Annotated in this window: 23 protein-coding genes and 3 riboswitches; of the genes, 18 read left to right on the forward strand and 5 right to left on the reverse strand. The window is 38.1% G+C overall.

The genetic code is table 11. From position 1 onward, the window contains the following. Positions 1–17 precede the first annotated feature (17 nt). The gene (locus RRV45_RS03655) at positions 18–836 is read left to right on the forward strand and encodes a CheR family methyltransferase (protein ID WP_315667391.1); all 819 of its coding nucleotides are present in this window, start codon (positions 18–20) and stop codon (positions 834–836) included. 179 nt (positions 837–1,015) lie between these two features. Here the strand turns inward: RRV45_RS03655 and RRV45_RS03660 are convergent, their stop codons facing one another. Then, entirely contained in the window at positions 1,016–1,705 is a 690-nt protein-coding gene (locus tag RRV45_RS03660) for a universal stress protein (protein WP_315667392.1), read from the reverse strand. A gap of 210 nt (positions 1,706–1,915) precedes the next feature. Here RRV45_RS03660 and RRV45_RS03665 point away from each other — a divergent pair, with 210 nt between their 5' ends. The 8 genes from RRV45_RS03665 (at position 1,916) to RRV45_RS03700 (ending at position 8,517) form a co-directional block, all read left to right on the forward strand. Beyond that, positions 1,916–4,321, forward strand: a complete 2,406-nt coding sequence (locus RRV45_RS03665) for a Na+/H+ antiporter subunit A (RefSeq protein WP_315667393.1) — start codon at positions 1,916–1,918, stop codon at positions 4,319–4,321. Next, the gene (locus RRV45_RS03670; RefSeq protein WP_315667394.1) at positions 4,318–4,740 is read left to right on the forward strand and encodes a Na(+)/H(+) antiporter subunit B; all 423 of its coding nucleotides are present in this window, start codon (positions 4,318–4,320) and stop codon (positions 4,738–4,740) included. Before RRV45_RS03665 ends, RRV45_RS03670 begins: the two co-directional genes overlap by 4 nt. Positions 4,741–4,742: 2 nt before the next feature. After that, positions 4,743–5,081, forward strand: a complete 339-nt coding sequence (locus RRV45_RS03675; RefSeq protein ID WP_315667395.1) for a Na(+)/H(+) antiporter subunit C — start codon at positions 4,743–4,745, stop codon at positions 5,079–5,081. Beyond that, the gene (locus tag RRV45_RS03680) at positions 5,074–6,558 is read left to right on the forward strand and encodes a Na+/H+ antiporter subunit D (protein WP_315667396.1); all 1,485 of its coding nucleotides are present in this window, start codon (positions 5,074–5,076) and stop codon (positions 6,556–6,558) included. Before RRV45_RS03675 ends, RRV45_RS03680 begins: the two co-directional genes overlap by 8 nt. A 20-nt stretch (positions 6,559–6,578) precedes the next feature. Continuing rightward, positions 6,579–7,055 (forward strand): Na+/H+ antiporter subunit E, encoded by a 477-nt coding sequence (locus RRV45_RS03685; protein WP_315667397.1) that lies wholly within the window; start codon positions 6,579–6,581, stop codon positions 7,053–7,055. Continuing rightward, positions 7,055–7,339 carry a Na(+)/H(+) antiporter subunit F1 gene (locus RRV45_RS03690; RefSeq protein ID WP_315667398.1) on the forward strand — a complete coding sequence of 95 codons (285 nt, stop codon included), beginning with the start codon at positions 7,055–7,057 and terminating at the stop codon, positions 7,337–7,339. The genes RRV45_RS03685 and RRV45_RS03690 overlap by 1 nt, the downstream gene beginning before the upstream one ends. A 13-nt stretch (positions 7,340–7,352) precedes the next feature. Continuing rightward, on the forward strand, positions 7,353–7,670 hold the full coding sequence (gene mnhG / locus RRV45_RS03695; protein ID WP_410489357.1) for a monovalent cation/H(+) antiporter subunit G: 318 nt from the start codon (positions 7,353–7,355) through the stop codon (positions 7,668–7,670). Between the two features lie 283 nt (positions 7,671–7,953). Beyond that, positions 7,954–8,517 carry a tyrosine-type recombinase/integrase gene (locus RRV45_RS03700; RefSeq protein WP_315667400.1) on the forward strand — a complete coding sequence of 188 codons (564 nt, stop codon included), beginning with the start codon at positions 7,954–7,956 and terminating at the stop codon, positions 8,515–8,517. A gap of 31 nt (positions 8,518–8,548) precedes the next feature. On the opposite strand, the gene RRV45_RS03705 is transcribed toward RRV45_RS03700, so the two are convergent. Beyond that, complete coding sequence (locus RRV45_RS03705) at positions 8,549–9,691, reverse strand: PP2C family protein-serine/threonine phosphatase (RefSeq protein WP_315667401.1); 1,143 nt, start codon at positions 9,689–9,691, stop codon at positions 8,549–8,551. Between the two features lie 252 nt (positions 9,692–9,943). Between RRV45_RS03705 and RRV45_RS03710 the strand changes: the two genes are divergently transcribed. Next, complete coding sequence (locus RRV45_RS03710; protein WP_315667402.1) at positions 9,944–11,305, forward strand: aspartate kinase; 1,362 nt, start codon at positions 9,944–9,946, stop codon at positions 11,303–11,305. 55 nt (positions 11,306–11,360) lie between these two features. On the opposite strand, the gene RRV45_RS03715 is transcribed toward RRV45_RS03710, so the two are convergent. Beyond that, a complete protein-coding gene (locus RRV45_RS03715; protein WP_315667403.1) occupies positions 11,361–11,846 on the reverse strand; it encodes a QueT transporter family protein in 486 nt (161 codons plus the stop codon). Positions 11,847–11,854: 8 nt separating this feature from the next. Further along, positions 11,855–11,899, reverse strand: a riboswitch (PreQ1 riboswitch). Between the two features lie 197 nt (positions 11,900–12,096). After that, a riboswitch (glycine riboswitch) is annotated at positions 12,097–12,198 on the forward strand. Between the two features lie 189 nt (positions 12,199–12,387). Here RRV45_RS03715 and lpdA point away from each other — a divergent pair. The 7 genes from lpdA (at position 12,388) to RRV45_RS03750 (ending at position 18,519) form a co-directional block, all read left to right on the forward strand. Then, positions 12,388–13,788: a dihydrolipoyl dehydrogenase gene (gene lpdA / locus RRV45_RS03720; protein WP_315667404.1), complete on the forward strand. Its 1,401-nt coding sequence runs from the start codon at positions 12,388–12,390 to the stop codon at positions 13,786–13,788. Between the two features lie 21 nt (positions 13,789–13,809). Beyond that, entirely contained in the window at positions 13,810–14,679 is an 870-nt protein-coding gene (gene purU, locus RRV45_RS03725; RefSeq protein WP_315667405.1) for a formyltetrahydrofolate deformylase, read from the forward strand. Positions 14,680–14,754: 75 nt separating this feature from the next. Beyond that, positions 14,755–14,913 carry an FbpB family small basic protein gene (locus tag RRV45_RS03730; RefSeq protein ID WP_315667406.1) on the forward strand — a complete coding sequence of 53 codons (159 nt, stop codon included), beginning with the start codon at positions 14,755–14,757 and terminating at the stop codon, positions 14,911–14,913. A gap of 296 nt (positions 14,914–15,209) precedes the next feature. Then, positions 15,210–15,992, forward strand: coding sequence for a TerC family protein (locus RRV45_RS03735; protein WP_315667407.1), 783 nt, complete (start codon positions 15,210–15,212; stop codon positions 15,990–15,992). Between the two features lie 301 nt (positions 15,993–16,293). Beyond that, positions 16,294–16,378: riboswitch (cyclic di-GMP riboswitch) on the forward strand. A 157-nt stretch (positions 16,379–16,535) separates the two neighbouring features. Further along, positions 16,536–16,910, forward strand: a complete 375-nt coding sequence (locus RRV45_RS03740; RefSeq protein WP_315667408.1) for a PilZ domain-containing protein — start codon at positions 16,536–16,538, stop codon at positions 16,908–16,910. Positions 16,911–17,082: 172 nt separating this feature from the next. After that, positions 17,083–18,279: a DUF418 domain-containing protein gene (locus RRV45_RS03745; protein WP_315667409.1), complete on the forward strand. Its 1,197-nt coding sequence runs from the start codon at positions 17,083–17,085 to the stop codon at positions 18,277–18,279. Between the two features lie 102 nt (positions 18,280–18,381). Continuing rightward, a complete protein-coding gene (locus RRV45_RS03750; protein WP_315667410.1) occupies positions 18,382–18,519 on the forward strand; it encodes a hypothetical protein in 138 nt (45 codons plus the stop codon). Positions 18,520–18,623: 104 nt separating this feature from the next. Here RRV45_RS03750 and RRV45_RS03755 read toward each other — a convergent pair whose 3' ends face one another. Continuing rightward, on the reverse strand, positions 18,624–19,028 hold the full coding sequence (locus RRV45_RS03755; protein ID WP_315667412.1) for a GNAT family N-acetyltransferase: 405 nt from the start codon (positions 19,026–19,028) through the stop codon (positions 18,624–18,626). Between the two features lie 258 nt (positions 19,029–19,286). Between RRV45_RS03755 and RRV45_RS03760 the strand changes: the two genes are divergently transcribed. Next, positions 19,287–20,006, forward strand: coding sequence for a YebC/PmpR family DNA-binding transcriptional regulator (locus RRV45_RS03760; protein WP_315667413.1), 720 nt, complete (start codon positions 19,287–19,289; stop codon positions 20,004–20,006). A 232-nt stretch (positions 20,007–20,238) separates the two neighbouring features. On the opposite strand, the gene RRV45_RS03765 is transcribed toward RRV45_RS03760, so the two are convergent. After that, complete coding sequence (locus RRV45_RS03765; protein WP_315667414.1) at positions 20,239–21,168, reverse strand: DsbA family protein; 930 nt, start codon at positions 21,166–21,168, stop codon at positions 20,239–20,241. Between the last annotated feature and the right edge of the window lie 72 nt (positions 21,169–21,240).

Consider the following 21,240-nt stretch of genomic DNA (forward strand, 5'->3'; position numbering starts at 1 on the left):
TATTGGGATGATGAAGAATGTTTAAAGTTAGTAAAGAGGATGTAGAGCTTGACCTATTGTTATTAGCTATTTTTCGTCTATCAGGCTATGATTTTCGGCAATATATGAGGTCATCGATCAAGAGACGGGTGCAATACCGATTAACCCAGGAACGTTTATCAAGTATCACCAGTCTAACGGAGAAAGTTATTCATGATGAAGTATATTTAGAAAAAATATTAGGAGATTTTTCGATTAATGTGACGGAGATGTTCCGGGACCCTGCCTTCTTCAAGGCATTTAGGAATGAGGTTATTCCATTTCTAAAGGATCTTTCTGAAATTAGAATTTGGCATGCTGGCTGTTCTACTGGGAAAGAGGTATACTCCATGGCCATTTTGATGGAGGAGGAAGGGCTTGGGCACAAAACAAAAATCTATGCAACCGATATGAATGAAAACGTCTTAGCTAAAGCAGAGCAAGGTATAATCCCCCTGCGGAAAATGCAGTTATATACGAGGAATTACATGCTTGCAGGGGGCCATAAGTCGTTTTCCGAATATTATACGGCTGATTGTGATGCTGCTTATTTAAACCCTGATTTACTGAAAAATGTCGTCTTTGCACAGCATAATTTAGTAACGGACCGATCCTTTAATGAGTTTCATGTCATCATATGCCGGAATGTCCTTATCTATTTCAATACTGACCTGCAGGGACATGTGCTGCAATTATTTAATGAAAGCCTGGGTCCGAGGGGATTCCTCGGGCTCGGCAGCAAAGAATCCATTCGTACGGACTATAACTGCTTCGAAGACTTTAACCCAATAGAAAAGTTATTCCGGAAGAAATCATAACTTTCTGAATTTCAGAGCAGCTTCTTATTTAAGAAGCTGTATTTTTTTTTACTATTTTTATGTGCCTTTTCATTGTAATGTTACTTATTTTTTGGTAAATTATTTTTATGTAACATTAGATAATCAGAGGAACAAAAAAACTTCCAGCAATAGGGAGCTGGAAGTGTTCGAAATCTTTATTATAAATCGCTGTCTGTATCAAACGGATCAGTCATTCTGACATTTTTTAATTCTTTGACAATATCTTCTGTTACAACAACTTGCAGTGTTTCTTTATCCTTCATGAATTTGAAAACACCATTATTGAAGTCTGTGCCTTGTTCCTTAAAGAAAATCCCTTCAAATTCAACTTCTTTTGTATGAAGGAAGCTTAGGCGATAAAAATCCCCTTCTTTAATTAGGTATGCGCGAACCCCTTTTTCGAAAAGTCCTTCTTGGTCTCTAAGGGCACGGGAAACAGAAATAATGTGCAGGTCAACAAAAGGAATTTCTCGCAACAAGGAGTTAATGATAGAGCCCTTAGCTATTTGTTCCCAGCGGCTCTGGGCAGTCTGACCTAGGATAATTTGAGTGATGTGCTTTTCGCGGGCAACCTCTGCAATTACTTTTGAGACAGGTCTCTTTTCATTATCTTTTAAGATAAATTCCTCTATACGATGATGCTCAGCGATTTGCTGCCATCTCGTAATATAATCGGATTTTTCTGCATCCAGTTCATCAAAGGGCAGAGGATCAATGGTTAAAATATAGAGTGGGCAATTAAGCATGCTCGCAATTTTACAGCCACGTTGAATAAGACGTTCACCATTTGGCCCATAGTATACACAGACGAGGATGCTTTCGTCCATACGTCCCTTTACTTTTTTCATTTTCATTTCACCTCGTGTTAGATGCGTTTAACAGAAATTAGATTCAATTAAACTATGTTTGAATATATATCATGCCTCTGTATTAAGTCAATCTATTTCCATTATTTATATATAAAGTAGATTGTCAAAGACTAAAAATGAATGAAGAAACAAACATTAATAGAAATTGGTATTTGAAACATTTAATCTTTGTTAGGAGGGGATCTAATTGTGTCTTTGCTACCTATCATGATCTTTCTGCCGTTTATTTTTGCTGTATTAACACCATTTTTATATAAAATGGCTACACCGCGAATACATACGGGCTGGTTTGTCATCATTGTCCCGCTATCAGTATTTCTATATCTGTTACAGTATATTCCTATGATTGCAAATGGACAGACAGTTTTCCAAACACTTTCGTGGATGCCATCATTAAACATTAATATAACAACGTATTTGGACGGATTAGCCTTAATTTTTGGCCTGTTAATTACCGGGGTTGGAACGCTCGTTGTTTTCTATTCAATATATTACATGTCTAAAGAGCGTGAAGCTCTTCATAATTTTTATGTTTATATGCTTTTATTCATGGGTGCTATGCTTGGCCTCGTTTTTTCGGATAATATTTTAGTTTTATATGTATTTTGGGAACTAACTAGTATTTCATCGTTTTTACTGATTGCCTATTGGTATCAACGAAAAAACTCTCGATATGGTGCGCAGAAATCATTGCTTATAACGATTTTTGGCGGATTGGCGATGTTATCTGGTCTAATTATGCTTTCTATGATGACAGATACATACAGCATTCGTGAAATGTTGAGCATGGTTCATACTGTTACTGAGCATCCCTTATTTTTGCCTGCAATGATTTTGCTTCTATTAGGGGCTTTTACAAAATCAGCCCAATTTCCATTTAGTATTTGGCTTCCCGATGCAATGGAGGCACCTACGCCAATCAGTGCTTATTTACATTCAGCCACAATGGTGAAAGCTGGCATATATTTAGTAGCCAGATTTACGCCTGTTTTCGGCGGAAGCAGTGAATGGTTTTGGATGGTAACAGGGGTGGGTCTGATAACATTGCTTTATGGCTCCTTGAACGCTGTCAATCAGAAGGATCTAAAGGCATTACTCGCTTATTCGACCATCAGCCAATTAGGTTTAATTATGTGTCTTCTCGGATTAGGTTCTGCTTCTATGTATTTTGGTCATGGAGATGAGTCAACTGTCTATGCCTTTGCGGTATTAGCGGCTATGTTTCATTTAATTAATCACTCCACCTTTAAGGGGAGCTTATTTATGGTGATCGGGATTATTGACCATGAAACTGGGACACGTGATATTCGCAGATTAGGCGGATTAATGAGCCTAATGCCTATTTCGTTTACACTTACGATTATCGGAAGCTTTGCAATGGCTGGACTTCCTCCATTTAATGGATTTTTGAGTAAAGAGATGTTTTTTACAAGTGTATTAACCGCAGGGGAGCATCCGGTATTTGGAATGAAGACATTTGGGCTGATCATTCCATGGGTTGCATGGATTGCAAGTGTGTTTACGTTTATCTATTGTATGATTCTTGTTTTTAAAACTTTTACTGGCAAGCACCATCCAGAGAAAATAGATAAAATTGCGCATGAACCACCGATTGGGATGTTGATTCCGCCGATTATATTAGCCGTGCTTGTCATTGTTATTTTCTTTTTCCCAAATGTCGTTTCGGAGAATTTTCTTCAGCCTGCAGTAATGGCGATCTTGCCTGGACTTTCATTAAGTGAGATGGATGTAACGATCAAGCCATGGCACGGATGGAATTCGGAACTATTTATGACCATAGGTGTTGTCATCGTTGGTTCCATATTGTATAAACTTTTTAAGCGATGGATGTTCCTATATGATTTCTATCCTAAAGCTCTATCGCTAAATCACCTGTATAACTTATCACTAGAAGGTACGGAAAGAACTTCATTAAGAGTAACCAATCGGTATATGACAGGATCTATTAGAAATTATTTAGTTTATATTTTTGGTTTTATCATTCTTGTTCTCGGCAGTGCTTTATTGCTGTCAAAAGAATTAAACCTGCAATTTTCAACGAATGCTGAGGTTAGTTTATATGAAGGTGTATTGATAGTCGTAATGGTCTTTTCAGCCTTAACTGTGCTTCTTGTAAAATCAAGACTAACAGCGATTATTGCTCTAGGCGCACTTGGCTATCTCGTATCCTTGTTCTTTGTTATTTTCCGGGCACCTGATTTGGCGCTTACACAGCTCGTTGTAGAGACCGTGACTTCAGCTCTATTCCTGCTATGCTTCTATCATTTGCCTAAAATGCGGAAGGAAGTTGGCAGAGTATCATTCAAGATGACAAATCTAATTATTTCTCTTGGGGTTGGCGTCATTGTCACTTTACTAGCAATGTCCGCCAATAATCACCGGCTTTTCGCATCTATTTCGGATTTCTTTGAGGATTCTTATACACTTGCAGGTGCAAAGAATATCGTTAATGCTATTCTTGTTGATTTCCGTGGATTTGACACGATGTTGGAAATTCTCGTTTTATGTATTGCAGGCCTAGGAGTTTATACGTTAATAAAGCTTCAATTAGCAGGGAGGGAGCCTAAGGAATGAACCCGAATGATGTAATATTGCGTTCCGTGACGAAGGTGGCCATCGTCATTATACTAACCTTTTCAATATATCTTTTCTTCGGCGGTCATCATAATCCGGGCGGGGGATTTATCGGCGGCTTGAGTGTGGCGGCAGGGCTGGTACTTCTCTACCTTGCATTCGATATTGAAACGGTTGGAAAAAACATTCCAGTCGATTTTAAAAAAATTGCTGGATTCGGTGTGCTGCTTGCTGTTCTAACAGGGATGAGTTCCATATTTGTCGGGAAACCATTTTTAAACCAAACCTTTGGTTACTTTAACCTTCCTATTTTCGGTAAAACAGAGCTAGCAACGGCGGTGATTTTTGATGTGGGTGTTGCCTTAGCTGTTATTGGCACTGCTGTCACAATCATTCTAAGTATTAGTGAGGATGAGTAGAGATGGAAACACTTATATCTATTCTTGTAGGCTTGTTTTTTTCAATTGGCACTTATTTAGTTTTGAGTAAAAGCTTAATTAGAATCATTTTGGGGACTTCAATTATCAGTCATGGAGTCAATCTGTTAATTCTAACTATGGGCGGTTTAAAGAAGGGGGGTCCGCCTTTATTAGGCGGGATCCAAACAACATTTACCGACCCATTGCCACAGGCACTTATTTTAACGGCGATTGTCATTAACTTTGCCGTTACCGCTTTATTTTTAGTGCTTAGTTACCGAACATATAAAACAGTAGGGACTGATGATATGGAGCAATTAAGGGGAAATAAGGATGAATAATCTTGTTATATGGCCGATAGTCATTCCGCTTATTTCGGGTCTGATTTTAATCCTATTCCGGAAAAGCATTCGTTTTCAGCGCTTGCTTAGTATACTGGCCATAATAGCTATAGGGGTTGTGTCTGTCTCATTAATGAATCAAATAAAAGTGAATGGCGTTCAGACTCTTCAGGCAGGGGGATGGGCCCCTCCCTATGGCATTAGTATAGTAGCGGATATGTTTTCGGCATTACTGCTTTTGAGTGCGAGTATTGTTGCGCTCTTTTGCCTGATTTTCTCCTTTCGTTCGATTGGAAAGGAGAGGGAGAAGCATTATTTTTACCCATTTTATTTATTTTTGATTACTGGTGTGAACGGGTCGTTTTTAACAGGTGATTTATTTAATTTGTTTGTCTGTTTTGAAGTCATGTTAATTTCATCCTATGTACTGATTTCATTAGGTGGAACAAGGATTCAGCTTCGGGAGTCCATCAAGTATGTCCTGATTAATGTTCTGTCATCTTCTTTATTTCTTGTGGCTATTGCATATCTTTATGCCATGCTCGGGACATTAAATTTTGCGCATTTATCTTTACGGGTAGCGGAAGCTGGGCAGGATGGGTTGCTTACTGCGGTTGCGCTGCTATTCTTAATTGTATTTGGGATGAAGGCTGCCCTATTTCTTTTCTTTTGGCTGCCAGACGCCTACAGCGCTCCGCCAACAGCCATCGCGGCCATATTTGCGGCACTATTAACAAAAGTAGGGATTTACGCCTTATTCCGTACGTTTACACTCGTTTTCTACCATAAGCCAGAGGTAACCCATTTGGTTATTGGGATTCTTGGCGCATTAACGATGATTCTCGGAGCAATTGGGGCTATTGCTTATTGGGATATCAAAAGAATCTTAACGTATAACGTGATTGTTGGAGTTGGGTTTATTATCGCTGGGCTGGCCTCCCTTACCCCGAATGGCATATTGGGTTCCTTGTACTATCTCATTCACGACATTCTAATTAAGGCACTTATATTTCTATTAGGCGGAACGATTATTGCCATTACAGGTACGAGTAAGCTGAAGGAAATAAGCGGACTTATTCGTAATCATCCTTATTTAGGGTGGATGTTCTTTATTGCCGCTTTATCGTTAGCAGGAATTCCACCATTAAGCGGGTTCTTGGGGAAGGTCTTTATTACACGGGGAACGTTTGAAGCTGAATATTACTGGCTAGGCGGAATTGGATTATTAACGAGCCTAATGGTCTTGTATTCGATCATGAAAATCTTTATGAATGTTTTTTGGGGCGAAACGGCTTTAAGCAAGGAAATGGAAAAGGGAACTACGAAAGGTTTGATGTTTCCAATAGGATGCCTGACTGCTCTGACGATTGCACTCGGATTAGGAGCAGAGGGAATTCATGAATATGTTCAAATGGCTGCAGATGGATTATTAAATCCGAGCCTTTATATTGAAGCAGTAATGGCTGGAACCGAATAATTAAGAAGGGAGGAGAAACCTTGCCTGTTCAGGTGTTAATTAATCTTTTTATCGCCTTTTTATGGATGTTTTTTCAGGATGAATGGAGCATGTTATCCTTTTTTAGCGGATATCTCGTTGGAATCATCGTGTTATTTTCTTTAAGACGCTTTTTCCCATCATCCTTTTATTTGAAACGGTTTATCGCCATTCTGAAGCTGTTTATCCTGTTTATGACAGAATCGATTATATCCAGCTTTGCGATTATTAAAGAAATCATTAGGCCTACGATCGATGTCACCCCCGGAATATTTAAAATGGAGACAGATCTAAAGGGGGATTTGGAAATTACGTTGCTTGCTTTACTTCTAACATTAACCCCAGGTTCTGTGGTTATAGAGGTTTCTCCAAGCAATAAGATTTTTTATCTTCATGCTTTAAATTTGCCATACTCCAAGCATACTGTTTTCCAGTCGCAGATAAAATATGAGAAAGCGATAAAGGAGGTAACCCGGTAATGTTTAATCATTTTATATTAGTCTGTTTATTCTTCTTGTCCCTTTCAATACTTGCGGCCCTCTATCGTGTTATAAAAGGGCCTTCTACACCGGATCGGGTAATGGCATTAGATAATATTGGGGTAAACCTGATTGCTAGTGTTGCATGTCTTTCGATCCTGCTTCGGACACATGCCTTTTTTGACATCATTTTATTAATTGGCATCCTCTCCTTCGTGGGTACGATTGCTTTTGCAAGATTCATTGAAAGAGGTGTTGTGATTGAACGAAAACGTATACATTGATATCATTGTTGTTATGTTTCTTTTATTCGGCACCGTCTTGAGTTTTCTAAGTGCGATCGGATTAATTCGGATGCCTGATGTGTATTCTCGTTCTCACGCGATATCCAAAAGTGCAAGCTTAGGGGTACTATGTACGTTATTCGGAACTTTTCTTTTCTTTTTGCTTTCTGACGGATACTTCAGTATTAGACTCATACTGGGAATTTTCTTTGTATTCCTGACCTCTCCAGTGGTTGCACATTTATTAAATCGGGCTGCCTATCGTTCAAAGGTTCCTCTTACAAAGGAAAGTGTACAGGATGATTTGAAGGAGTTTCTTGAGGGGAAATAAAATGATGCTCCGCTTTACAGCGGACATTGAATCCGTTATTTTTATTAAATAACGATAAAGTAGGGACTGATCGGACACTAGGTACGTTAATTACTAAATAACACTAGATAAACCCTGTTATTTTACTAATTAGCGGATTCTATGTCCACGAACATATGGAAATCCCCCTTTTTGATTCAAATAACGGCACTGATGTCCGTAAACATCAAAAAAGTATATATTGTAAGTTTTTATAATGTCTGCTACCTTATTTTAGTAACATTTGATTCCAGGAGGAACTACAGTGGAGTATGTCGATCCTATTAAGGATATCGAAAAGATTAATGCGATGAAGGAAAACTTAAAGAAGCAATCATTAAGAGATTTTTTACTATTTGTATTTGGCATTAATACAGGAATTAGGGTGCATGATTTACTCTCTTTAAAAGTAGAAGATGTTTGGGATAAAGCGGAAATTAAGGAATTTCTTTATCTTTATGACGATAAAAAGGATGAACAAAAAGTTCATTATATAAACAGTCAAGTGAAAGCGGCTTTGCAAAACTATTTAGCTACATTTGATTTTAAGGAAGATGATTACCTTTTTAAATCGAAAAAGAATCATCTCCCGATTACACGCCAGCAAGCTTATCGCATTATTAATCAAGCAGCTAAGGAAGTTGGTATTTGTGGCAAAATCGGCATGCATACACTTAGAAAAACATTCGGCTATCATGCCTATCGGAAGGGCATTGCCATTTCCATCTTAATGTCGATATACAATCATCAAACCCATGCCGAAACATTGCGGTATATCGGAATTGAAAAAGATGAGGAAAAATTAATAAAAGTGGATGTTAATCTTTAATAGTCAAAAGGAAGCAGCTATGCTTCCTTTTTTAATTCGCTTGAATTAATACAACGCACATATCATCGTCTGCGTTGACTTGTTGTGTTTTCGTTAAAATAAAATCAATTGGTTCTTTGTTTTTGGCATCATGCCAATAGGATGAGGCGATTTTCTTAATAAGTTCATAGCCATCGGTTTCATAACGATCAATGGTTTCTTCTACACCGTCCGTACATAATAGTAATTGAATAGAATCTGTATATGTAATAATTGACTTTTTGATATCAATTTCTTCAAAGAATCCAACAGCACACGTATTGCTGGATAGCTCAATCAGCTCAGTTTGGCTGACTAGGGCAAATCCAGTTGGATGACCAGCATTTACGTACTCCAGCGTTTTCTCCTTCGTATCAAGCACAAGATAAATCGCCGTGAAATAATAAGGAATTTGCTGGTTTCGATGGTTTAAAGAATTCATCCAGCGGTTAAGCTCCTTCATAACATACTCAGGATCGGCATAGGTTGTAATTGAATCCCTTAAAACAGATGAGATAAACATGCAAACAAGTGAAGCTGATATCCCGTGGCCCATCATATCAAGCTGAATGGCGGCATAACGGTGTTCATTTATTCTATGCCAATAGTACATATCACCTGCTAATTTAAACGCAGGTAAATAGGAAGCCTTTAATAGAAGGTTCTCCTTATAAACAGGCTCGCTCAGCAGGCTGGTCTGGACTTGCATCGATAATTCTAACTCATTTCGAATCTTTTCTTCTTGCTCAACATGCCAGTCCTTCTCGTATTTCAGCCTTAGTGCCACTCGAATTCTTGCTAGAAGCTCTGTTTTATTAATCGGTTTCGTCACATAGTCAATGCCTCCAGCATCAAGTGCCTCAACAACTTTATTGGAATCTTCAAGAGCCGTTACAAATATAACAGGAATATCCTTTAAATGTGGGTATTGCTGAAGTTTTTTACATGCTTCAATTCCGTCCATTTCAGGCATCATAATATCCATCAGTATAATGTCTGCCTGTTTTCCAATTTCTACTGGCTGATCCTTTAGGAGATAAGTGAATAATTCCTGTGCTGAAGTTAAAGATAAGTAATCATCATAGCCTGCACGTTTTAAAATGTTTTCAATAACAAACAAGTTCGCCTGGTTGTCGTCCACAATAAGAATCCCCATATAGTCTGCTCCCTTATTTCTTACATATTTACTTTTATTATATTTTAAAAATGGGTAAAGTTGTTAGAGATAAACACTATAAATGGAAAAAGCATCGGAAGTGTCTAGAATGGAAAAAATAAATAATAGGCTATTAGACCTATTTTGTCCATTACTAGTATACAAATGTCCTTATAGAAAGGAAAAACTCTTGATTATTTTCTGAATAGGAGTAAAATTAGGGATATATTTTTTCAGTAAGGGGTTGTAAAAATGAAAGTCGTAAAGTTTGGCGGATCTTCTTTAGCATCCGGAAAACAACTAGAAAAGGTCTTCCAGATTGTTGTTTCTGATCCCGCAAGGAAGGTAGTTGTCGTATCTGCACCAGGAAAGAGATTTTCAGAGGATGAAAAGGTAACAGATCTCTTAATTGAATGTGCAGAGCTCAGTTTGCAAAATAAAGATCCAAAGAAAAAACTCGATGCTGTTATTGAAAGATATGCTCTAATTGCAGAAGAATTAGAATTATCCGAGGAAATTATTCATACCATTCAACAGGATTTGCTTGAACGATTAAATTCAGACAAAAGCAACCCTGAAAGATTCATGGATTTACTGAAGGCGAGCGGAGAGGACAACAATGCTAAGCTGGTTGCAGCTTATTTCCGTAAACAGGGTGTGGAGGCTACTTATGTAAGCCCTAAGGAAGCAGGGCTTTTAGTAAGTGCAGAACCAGGTCATGCACAAGTTCTGCCAGAGGCCTATGATCGTTTGTTTGAGCTGCGTGAGCGCCCAGGCCTCGTTATTTTTCCAGGGTTTTTTGGTTATAGCAAGGAAGGCGAGATTTTTACTTTTTCAAGGAGTGGATCAGATATCACGGGCTCCATCCTCGCTAACGGAATCAAAGCAGACTTGTACGAAAACTTTACGGATGTGGATGCTGTTTATTCAGTCAATCCTTTTATCGTGGATAGACCAAAGGAAATTAAGGAATTAACCTATCGAGAAATGCGGGAGCTTTCCTATGCCGGATTCAGTGTTTTACATGATGAGGCACTTGTTCCGGCATTCCGGGCTGGGATACCGGTACATATAAAGAATACGAATAACCCATCGGCACCAGGCACTCGAATTGTTTATGAGCGGGACAACACAAATGGCCCGGTTATTGGGATTGCAAGTGACGAAGGCTTCTGCAGCATCTATGTAAGTAAGTATCTAATGAACAGAGAAATTGGATTTGGCCGAAAGCTGTTGGAGATATTAGAAAGCTATGGTCTTTCCTATGAGCATACACCGTCAGGAATTGATGATATTTCTATTATTTTAAGAGAAAATCAATTCACCCCTGGCATGGAAGAAGCGATCATTGATCGAATTAGGACAGAGTTAGAAGCTGATGAAGTCGTGATTGAGCACAGTCTTGCGCTTATCATGGTTGTAGGAGAGGGAATGCGACACAATATTGGTACTACAGCAAGAGCATCCAAAGCTTTGGCAAAAGCGGGGGTTAATATCGAAATGATTAACCAAGGCTCTTCTGAGGTGAGCATGATGTTTGGCGTGAAGGAAGTCGATGAGAAGCGAGCGGTTCGGGCGATTTATGACGAGTTTTTTGCTCCTGTTACGGTTTAAGGCTTTAAGGGCTTAAAAAAAGAGTTGGCGCACAAGTTTTCGCCAACTCTCATTTTTATATTGATTTTTCGAAATTTACGCGTTTATTTAATGCATACATAAGAGGCATTCCAACTGCCATCACGATGAATTCACCAATAGCGGTTGTGAGCCATGTAAACATAAATGGCAAGCCAAAGGCAAGATGGAGCTCAAGGGCAATTAGGAACATAGTGAAGGTGAACACGAGCGTGTTTACAATCATGCGTGCCCATATGTTTTTAATAAATCGGCAGCAAGCAATTGTGATTAATAATGAAATCAGTGTTTGCCCGACTCCGAAAATGAGATCGTACGCGACCATTGGTGAAAATAATAAATTCGTTAAAAATACACCTAATACCATTCCGAAAATATATTTCTTGTTAAAAACGACTAGGTGATTAAACATTTCGGATACACGAAACTGGATATTAGTGAATCCAAAAGGCTGGATAAGCATAGAAACAGCAATATATAAAGCTGCTAAAATGCCATTTCCGACAAGCGTTTTTACATTCATATTCAATTCTCTCCTTAGTTTTTTATCGTGGGATGGTTACGAACCACGCGGGCGCTACCCAAAGATAATATTCTAATAGGCAAATCATATGCTGTCAAACCGCAATTATTGTAAATTTTTTTTGTGTTTTTCAAACCGGAATGAACACTTTGTGAACCTTTTCCCAAAAAACATTAAGATACTGTTAAAATGCTTGACATTACAGTGCTAAAGTATTATTCTAAATTTATAGAAAATTCCATATAGGCGGATGACGGTTGTGGGAGAGAGCATTACGACAAGCCACCGAAGGAGCAAGTTCCAAAAAGACCCTTGGAACCAATCTCTCAGGTAGAGGAACCACAACGGGACGCATCTCTGGAGAGCTCGTAAAAATGAGTACGACACCCAAGGGGACCCCATTATTGATTTGGGCATAAACTCTCAGGTAAAAGGACAGAGAAGGGTAAACAATCTTACCCTTTTTCTGTCCTTTTTTGCGTGGATAAATTTGGGGATTGATTGTTAAAATGTTCACAATATATCCAAAGGAGAGAATGATTTGACCAAAGAATATGATGTAGTCATTATTGGCGGAGGTACAGGCGGATACGTTGCGGCCATTCGTGCTTCACAATTAGGTTTAACAGCTGCGGTTGTTGAAAAAGGGAAGCTTGGAGGGACGTGCCTACATGCTGGCTGTATTCCTAGTAAAGCATTACTTCGAAGTGCGGAGGTTTATGCAACGACAAAAAATGCAGCAGCATTTGGTGTTATAGCTCCCGAAGTGGGACTTGATTTTTCCAAGGTACAGGCAAGGAAAGCAGAAATTACGGATCGCCTGTTTAAAGGTGTACAGCACCTAATGAAAAAAGGGAAAATTGATGTTTATGAAGGAAAAGGCAGAATCTTAGAGTCTAGAAATATATTAGTAGATTTGAATAATGGGGAAGAGGAAGTAACTCTTGTTCCTAAAAATATAGTCATTGCGACTGGATCACGGCCACGGACACTTCCAGGTCTAGAAGCCGATGGGAAGTATGTCATGACATCGGATGAAGCATTGCAAATGGAAGAACTGCCAAAGTCGATTATTATTGTTGGCGGCGGTGTCATTGGAATTGAATGGGCTTCGATGCTCGTTGATTTCGGATTAGAAGTAACAGTGATTGAATATGCTGATCGAATTATTCCGACAGAGGATGCAGATATTTCTAAGGAAGTACAGCGCTTAATGAAGAAAAAAGGCGTTAAGATTGTAACAGGTGCAAAGGTACTGCCTCAATCTCTTGAAAAAGGTGATGGGGTGACAATTAAGGCAGAGCATCGTGGAGAAGAGAAAACGTTTTCTGCAGACAAACTTCTCGTTTCTGTAGGCCGTCTTCCTAATATCGAGTCGATAAGTCTTGAAAATACGACCATTAATGTTGAGCGCGGGTTTATCGTTACAAATGAATACTACCAAACAAATGAGTCAAATATTTACGCAATTGGGGACGTAATTGGGGGCTTGCAGCTTGCACATGTAGCGTCACATGAAGGAATCATTGCGATTGAACATATTGCAGGTAAAAACCCAGCACCACTTGATCCGACATTGGTATCAAAATGTATATACAGCAGCCCTGAGGTTGCGAGTGTAGGGCTTACAGAGGAAGAGGCAAAGCTTCAAGGTTACGAGGTACAAACAGGGAAATTCTCATTCCGTGCAATCGGAAAAGCCCTTGTTTTCGGTGAATCAGATGGATTTGTGAAGCTTGTTGTGGAACAAGGTTCGAATAAGCTGCTAGGTGCCCATATGGTCGGCCCACACGTAACAGATATGATTACGGAGGCAGGACTAGCCCGTGTTCTAGAAGCGACATCGATGGATATCGCTAGAACGATTCATCCCCATCCAACATTAGCAGAAGCAATCGGTGAAGCTGCATTAGCCGTAGATGGAAGAGCCATTCACGCATAATTTTGGAATTGAGGTGTATCAATGACAACAAGAGAAAAAGGAAATAGAGGCGTTTTACTAATTTCTTGTCCGGAAAAGCCGGGGATTATTTCAATCGTTTCCAACTTTTTATTGGAGCATCAAGCGAATATTGTTCACTTTGATCAGCATACAACCGACCCGCTGGCTGGCAGATTCTTTATGCGAATTGAGTTTGATTTACAAAACTCTGACACTTCTATTGAAGGGCTTAAGCAGGATCTTCTTGAAATAGCACAAAATCACTCAATGGAATGGCAGCTTAGCAGCTCAAAGAAAAGAAAGAGAATGGCCATTTTTGTATCAAAAATGGATCATTGCCTCCTCGAGCTAATTTGGCGCTGGAAGTCTAAGGAATTGCCGGTGGATATACCTTTAGTGATTAGCAATCATGCTCACTTAGCTGATGAGGTCGAAAGTTATGGGCTTCCTTTTTATCACATTCCGTTAACTCATGAAACGAAGGAAGAAGCTGAACAGAAGGCGTTGGAACTATTGGATGGGAAAGTAGACTTTATTGTGCTAGCACGATATATGCAAATACTTTCTCCGAATTTTATAGCGAAATATCCGAACCAGATTATTAACATCCATCATTCATTCCTTCCAGCCTTTGTTGGCGCGAACCCGTATGTACGCGCTTTTAACAGGGGAGTGAAATTGATCGGCGCAACCGCCCACTATGTCACAAATGATTTAGATGAAGGGCCAATTATTCAGCAGGATGTTCTGAGAGTAAACCACCGCTACTCGGCAGAGGATTTAAAAATAGCTGGACGGCATGTGGAAAGAACCGTTCTCGCTGAGGCAGTTTCTTGGCATGTAGAGGACCGCGTCCTGGTTCATGGGAATAAAACGATCGTGTTTGAGTAAGAGCTTTTGGGGTTATGTATATAAATGGGAATACATTCTATTAACCATACAACATGAATAAAGGGAGATATTACAATGAGCAGAAAAAGAGTAACATTATCAAATTTAATCAGAAAAAACAGAGAAGAGCTTCTTAGAGACAGAGATCAGCTTGAAGAAATCGAAAAGCGTATTGACGAAAAGCATATCATCACGAAAAAGAAAACTAGCCGTTATGGATTACAATATAATTAGGTTGTAAAATCATTGACAGTGACATTTATTTCAATTATGATTAAAGTATCAATTAAATAGTTTCTCCTAAAGGGGAGTAGCTTTAACGGCAAAGTCGTCACTTCGGAGATCTAATCTCCCGGCATTGTCGGCAACTTATTATCGTTGTTAGCAAGACCTTTACCTATTCGGGGTAAAGGTCTTTATTTGTTTATTAAACCTTTACCGCTTGCTGGTAAAGGTTTTTTGTTTGCAAAAAAGGCATTACCAGCAGATTAAGATGCAGATAACATTAATCAAAAAATGGAGGAATAACAATGGAATTATCGATTTTATTAGAATATGGCTGGGTATTGCTGCTATTGATTGGGATAGAAGGACTTTTGGCAGCTGACAATGCATTAGTGCTAGCTATTATGGTTAGACATCTTCCTGAACAGGAAAGAAGAAAGGCATTATTTTATGGGCTGGCAGGGGCCTTTGTATTCCGATTTGGTTCTCTATTTGCCATTTCATTTCTTGTTGATATCTGGCAGGTTCAAGCAGTTGGTGCACTTTATTTATTATTTATTGCTTTAAATCATATATTTAGAAAGCTTATCGTAAAAAAGGGAAAAGAAAAAGCAACTCCCCAAGACGAAAAGAAAAAGGCTGGCTTCTGGATGACTGTTTTTAAAGTGGAACTAGCGGATATCGCCTTTGCGATTGACTCAATTTTAGCAGCGGTAGCTCTTGCGGTAGCACTTCCGAATACAAGCCTGCCGAACATTGGAGGCCTTGACGGAGGAAAATTTATTGTCATTTTTGCCGGAGGATTTATCGGTTTAATTATCATGCGATTTGCAGCAAATGTATTTGTTAAGCTGCTGCAAACAAAGCCTGGTTTGGAAATTGCAGCTTTTCTTATTGTAGGATGGGTCGGAGTGAAACTATCCGTTTATACCCTGTCCCACCCAGCATTAGCGGTACTGCCGGCAGAATTTGCACACTCCATAGAATGGAAAATTATTTTCTATGCCGTTCTCATTTTGATCGCTGTAGGTGGATGGTTTTTTTCCAAGGAGAAAAAGGAAATGATGACAGAGGAGAAAGCGAGTTAAGGATCAGAACTAGAAGGTTAACCAAATTGGTTAACCTCTTTTTAATGAAATGACTTAGTTAAAATTCGCCGGGCACCATTCCTTGGTGAATTTCATCAGGTTCGCAAATAAATGAGGTGGTTTCGCAAACAAACTGAGTCGTTTCGCAAACAAATCCTGTAATTTTGTAAATACCATGGGAAAAATGCCTGCCCCCGGCATACGGGAGCGCAGGCACACTTTAATTTTGATATTTTTTCCTTTTTAATTATTGATTTTTAGGACTTTATCACTATAATAAAGTGATATCGAGGAAAAAGCATAAAATTATGGAAGCGATGAAGAATCATTTGTATTTGGGCACTTTGAATGGTTCTGAGCGAGTAGTGCAACCGATCCTAATAGATATAGGGTCGTTTTTTTTTTTTTTTGAAACCTTGGAAAATGCCAATTCTGAGTAAGAATGGGTGTGCTCAGGATTAAGAAGTTCTGTCAGCCATTATCCAGTGATGAATTTGAAATATATATAAATCTACTATAATCAAATAAAGGGGTAATTTAAGAATGAAATATAATGGATTCTACAAAAGACAAGAAGGATTTCGACTGGCTTTTAATGAACCTATCCCAGCCACATTTACAATTTTAAATCTAGAAGGAAAAGTCGATGACAGCCAAAATGGATTTTTTCATATTTTAGATATGAGTGTAAAAGGAGCAAAAATCATCTCTATTAAACAAATCCACATCCCTAACTTCCATATAAAAATGGAATGTGTAATTGTTGATGAACCCATTCAAATGGATGGTGAATTAATTTGGGAAAAGAAGAGAAATAATGAATTTATTTACGGAGTAAGTTTTATCCCTAAATCGTATTCGGAACAACAATTGTTACAAGAACTAAAAAAGTATGTTATTAAAAATAAATCTTCATAAAGGGCGCTTTTCTATACTTCGCAAAGATAACAAAGTTTTGGGAACTATTGGTACATTAAGGACGTATATAATAGAGGAAAAAACGGTCCCACTCCACTAAGATTTATTGAAACGTCTTGAAGATTTAACGACATATGGAGTTGCATAGTACGAATAGAGAGGCAGGGAGATAATGTCAAGCTCGTCAGTATTAGGAAATGATCGAATTGTTACATTAGATGTTATAAGAGGATTTGCGATCCTTGGCATATTTTTAGTGAATATGCCATCTTTTACAGGAAGCGAATTTATGGTTTATACAGGCCTAGATAAAACCATTCGAATGCTGTTTGATATGTTTATCCAAACCAAATTCTATACAATCTTCTCATTTTTATTTGGACTTGGATTTTATATTTTTATGACACGAGCGGAGGATAGAGGGGAAAAAGTATTCCGTCTATTTTCAAAAAGGCTATTTGCTCTGCTGTTATTCGGTATTTTCCATCTTGTATTTCTTTGGGAAGGCGACATTTTGCATTCTTATGCGTTAATTGGATTCTTTTTATTATTATTCTATCGCAGGAAGGCAAAAACGGTCCTTATTTGGGGACTCATACTTATCCTTTTCTTTCAATTTTTAACAGGTGCTTCAGCATTGTTAGCGTATGTTGGCGAACAATTTGACGAATCATTAAATATTTCGGGACAGCTGCAAATGGAAAGGATGGAAGAGGGAGAAAAGAAGATAGAGGCCTATACAAGTTTATCATACCTTGAATTGTTAAAATGGCGTATTCCGAATGAACTAAAAGAAATAATCATGAACGAACCTTTTGTTATTCCGGATGTTCTTGGGATGTTTTTACTTGGTTTGTATGCAGGGAAAATTAATTTGTTCCGAAGGGTTAATGAATTAAAGCGAAGGCTTCGTATTATCCAGCTTATTACACTGTTAATCAGTATTCTTCCACTGGCCGCCATTGTTTTTAGTTACTTGAAGCTAGAAGAAGTAGTGTTTATGCACAGTCTTGGAAACTATTTTTATCTTCATTTTAGCGGATTTACATTATCTATTTTCTATATTGTCACGATTGCACTCATGCTGGAAAAGCAAATATGGCAGCGTATATTAAATCCGTTTCGCTATGCAGGGCAAATGGCGCTTACAAATTATTTATGTCAGACGTTTTTTGGTGTCATTGTATTTTACGGGTTCGGTTTGTTCGGGCAAATAACGCTAGCAATGGGGCTCTTAATTTCACTTATCTTTTATTTTGTACAAATAATCTTTAGCTATCTTTGGTTAAAAAAATTCCAATTTGGACCTTTTGAATGGTTATGGCGAGTGATGACATATGGAAAAGTACAACAATTTAGAAGGACGTAAGTAATTGAATACAAAGATAGTACAGCTGGAAATTCTTTGTGAATGTTTTTCAAATAATAGTGAACCCTTTTAATAAGCAAATAAATTAAGGGGTTGATCACTTTGAAAGAAAAGCAAAAGGATAACAAAAAAGTCCATGAAGCTGTTAGTGACGAAAAGCAGCTGATCAGGGAATTTGCTAATCCCGAGTCTAACCAGCCTGTGCCACAGCCTAAGGATTTTGAGGATATTGAGTATTGATTGGAAATAGAGCCAGTACTAGAGGGAAGCTCCGGTCTAGAACTGGCGATTTTTTAAATCAATAGTATTTTCAGCAAGCTTTTTTATTTTTGGAAGCACTTTGTCTAAGATCTATATTTCATCCCGACTGTAAAAACTTCAAATCCAAGCTTTTCGTAATAGGGAGATTTCTTTTCCTCGCTTAATAATTGAATATGTAATTTCGAAGCTTTACCCTTTTCCACTAATCTCAGGACAATTTCCTTCCCAATTCCTTTGTTTCGATAGTCTGGATGGACAATGACCCCGCAAATATATCCATTTATAAGTCCGTCCGAAATTATTCTTCCAGTACCGATTAGTTGTTCACGATCATAAGCACTTAAAACAGACCAGCTTTGAACCATAGCTTTGTGTAAAAGATCCTTAGGTAAATTCAAAAAGTCATTCCAGCCTTCAAGCTGGTAGAGCTGATAAAGTTGATCAGGATTCGGAACTTCAGCTGTATATTTAATAGATTGTTCTTCCATAGTTTACTCCTTCATTCATTGATATAGAAATAATTCTCTATTTCATTTAGAATTCCTTTAATACAAGTTAGTTGCTCATAAATACTCGAAAAAAACAAATTAAATGAGGTATAATATATTTGGAGACAAGAGAGAGTAACTAGCATTAAAGGAACATTTACCCAATCGGGAAGTTATTTTGAAAAAGTATTGAAGAAATAACCTATTTCGTATTAATATTTTTTATGTAGATCCAAAGTGGAAAGAGAGTGGTCAAGTATGGGCCGTAAATGGAATAATATTAAAGATAAAAAAGCATCAAAAGATGCAAATACTAGCCGTATATATGCTAAATTCGGGGTCGAAATTTATGTTGCTGCCAAACAGGGCGAGCCAGATCCGGAAGCCAATCAGGCATTAAAGTTTGTATTGGAAAGAGCAAAAACATACAATGTTCCAAAACATATCATTGACCGTGCGATTGATAAAGCAAAAGGCGGTTCAGAAGAGAACTATGATGAGCTTCGATATGAAGGCTTCGGGCCTAACGGTTCAATGGTTATTGTTGATGCATTAACAAATAACGTGAATCGTACAGCATCAGATGTGCGTGCGGCGTTCGGGAAAAACGGCGGAAATATGGGTGTAAGCGGATCAGTCGCTTATATGTTTGATGCCACGGCAGTTATAGGACTAGAAGGTAAATCAGCAGATGAAGTACTTGAAATCCTTATGGAAGCAGATGTAGATGCACGAGATATTTTAGAAGAAGACGAAGCTGTTATCGTCTATGCAGAACCAGATCAATTTCATGCCGTACAAGAAGCGTTGAAAAGCGCAGGTGTAACCGAATTTACAGTTGCCGAAATTACAATGCTTGCCCAAAATGAAATCACATTGCCAGAAGATGCACAGGAGAAATTCGAGAAAATGATCGATGCCCTTGAGGACTTAGACGATGTGCAGCAAGTGTATCATAATGTTGATTTAGGTGAATAAAACCATTAAGTTTAAATATTAATTGTGAATTGGCAATTAAAATGAAAAGAGAGTTAACATACTTTCAGTTGGAAGAGCGTTGTTCAATAACAATGCTCTATTTTTTTGCAAAGAATTGCGGAAAATAAAAAGCCCTCTTTGCCTGTCAGATCCCACTTAAAATATCATATTTTAAATAGGAAAGGAGTAGCAATCTAAGCTACTTCCTTTCCTTTTGATTAATTTTCACTCGCTATTTTGTTGATGTAAAATATAATTCCCCTAGAAGTTCCTTCACCTGAAAACTACCTGGTGTAAGCTCTTTTTCAATAAAAGTGTTAATAGCTGATTTTTCAACATCGTACATCACTTCAATTTCTTTTGAAAATAGAAGTTTTTCTTTTTCGAGTAAGGTAGAAAGGGCTGGTTGTTGTTTTGGCTGCAGCTCTTCCACATTTAGAGCCTTCTTTAATCCGTCAACATAGTATTCAAACGGACGGCCACCAACAATTTTTACGCCTTTATTTTCCTCATTGATCATTATTATAGTAGGGAAACCTCTGGCACCTAAGCTTCTAGTAAGAGCAAAATCTTCATTCAATAATTGTTGTCCGATTGGTTGTTTTGCTTCATTTACAATGGCCTCTCCATTAAGACCAAGTTTATTTACGATTTCAATCAGAACTGACGTATCTGAAATATTTTGATTAAATGCGAAAAGTTCTTCTCTTGCACGGCGTAAATATTCGAATGCTAATGCATCACTATGATTTTTTTGAATTACTTTAAATACACGTGAGGGTGGGTAGGATGATTGAACAGGATTATCAATCATTAAAGAGCCGTCAATAGGCATTCTTGAGTATTCCCCAACTTCTCTCCAGTGACCAGCAACATCGGCTGGTTTATAAATTCCGTTTGCAGGATCGATTGGTCCATCGTGCCATTTTTCCAGCAAACCACCCATAACCGTATGAAAATTAAAATAGTCTCCATACTGCTCTACAAAACGACGGAGATTAGGTTCAATTGCCCAGCAATGAGAACAAATAGGATCAGTCACATAATAAAGATTAACCGATTTTTTTGGCTGGTTAAAATCAATAACCTCCATTTCTTCCTCTTCTGCTACTCCGCATACACCTGTTTCTAAATCACAAATCATATTATTGTTGTTCGACATATTCTTTTCCTCCATTCATTTAATATCTACTATCTATAGTGTCTGAAAAATAAGCCTCTTATTTGCTTTACA

Source organism: Bacillus sp. DTU_2020_1000418_1_SI_GHA_SEK_038 (assembly GCF_032341175.1).
Taxonomy (GTDB): domain Bacteria; phylum Bacillota; class Bacilli; order Bacillales; family Cytobacillaceae; genus Cytobacillus.